The sequence below is a fragment of the Mesorhizobium sp. WSM3224 genome (assembly GCF_000427725.1).
GTDB lineage: Bacteria > Pseudomonadota > Alphaproteobacteria > Rhizobiales > Rhizobiaceae > Mesorhizobium.
Genome location: NZ_ATYO01000072.1, coordinates 1 through 1,316 on the forward strand (window position 1 = coordinate 1; position 1,316 = coordinate 1,316).

A 1,316-nucleotide genomic window follows, 5' to 3' on the forward strand; every position below is an offset into this window, starting at 1 on the left:
TCGAGTTCCTCGAAGGTGAGCTCCATCTGGTCGTGCAGGCGGGCGGAACGTTCAGAACTCTGACCATGCAGCGCCCGCTGCAGCTTCCGGATCGTCAGATCCTGATGCGCGATCAGCGCCGCATCATCCGATGCCTTGGCCCTGGCGACCGCCAGTTCGGCCTCGACCAGCGCAGCGCGCGCGGCCTCGTCTTCGGCTCTGGCCAGCGCCGCGGTCAGCGCTTCTCTCAGCGCGCCGATATCGTCCGGAACAAAATCCTGGGCGGTGGCAACCATGCCCTGGAATGAATCATAAAACGCGTCCGCTGACTCGCGGAAAATGGCGCAAACTCAAAGAAAAACTCAGCCCGCGCGCTGAGGGCGGAAGGTGTGACGCGGGTTGCGCCAATCGATCCCGTCGAGCATGTAGGCGAGCTGCGCCGGTGATATGGAAACCGTACCGTCTGCCGGCGACGGCCATAGAAATCGGCCCTTCTCGAGCCGTTTTGCATACAGGGACATGCCGAGCCCATCGTGCCAGATAATCTTGATCAGATTGCCGCTGCGGCCGCGGAAGACATAAAGATCGCCGGCATGCGGATCCCGTCCCAGCGTCTCTTGAACCTGCAGGGCGACCTTGCATCCCGCGACGCATATCGGTGCGGCCGACCGCCAACCAGATCCGCACCTGGCTCGGAACCGGGATCATGAAACGCCCAGCGCCTTCACCATCGCCGCCGCCAATGTCGGCGGCGTGGTCAGCGGTATCCGCAGCCGCGCCTTGCCGGCGATCTCCAGCTCGATCACCGCTGCTGGCGCCGCCGGCCTCGACACGGCGACAGGCTCATCGGGAACCACGACAACTTCGGCAAAGCCCGTCTCGCGCGCTCTCATCGTGCGGCGCCACTTAAAGACCAGGCTGGTCGCGACATCGTACTGACGCGCTACCGCCGCCACCGTGGACCCGGGCGCGAATGCCGCGGCCAGTATCCGGCCCTGATCCCCTTCACTCCAACAACGACGGCGCTCAGGCCCGGTCAATAACGTCACATGGCTCATGCTGTGCTGCTAACTACGCTCGTAAGGGACGACCTAAGAGCGCAGCCTCGCTACCATGCCATGCTCGCGCAAGGCGGCCCTCGCCGGAGGCGTACCGAAAGGCCCTCTGAGCTTCGAGTGCGGTGCAGTTTTGGAGGCTGGTAACAGCCCATGCCGCTAGGGTGGCATTGGTCAGAATCCCGCTCGCTCAAGGAGGCGTTTTCTTTGTTTCACCGCCTTCTCGAGGACGGCGCTTTCATCGACCAGAGTTGCATGCCCATGACGCATCACTACGTGGCC

General features: G+C 63.5%; 2 protein-coding genes and 1 pseudogene. All 3 read right to left on the reverse strand.

The annotated features are described in order from the left end of the window. A pseudogene (locus YU3_RS38330) lies at positions 1 to 275 on the reverse strand (IS66 family transposase); the annotation flags it as partial. A 66-nt stretch (positions 276 to 341) separates the two neighbouring features. Further along, on the reverse strand, positions 342 to 635 hold the full coding sequence (gene tnpB, locus YU3_RS40225) for an IS66 family insertion sequence element accessory protein TnpB (protein ID WP_348631207.1): 294 nt from the start codon (positions 633 to 635) through the stop codon (positions 342 to 344). A gap of 48 nt (positions 636 to 683) precedes the next feature. Beyond that, entirely contained in the window at positions 684 to 1,037 is a 354-nt protein-coding gene (locus YU3_RS40230) for a transposase (protein WP_036260354.1), read from the reverse strand. Positions 1,038 to 1,316: the final 279 nt, after the last annotated feature.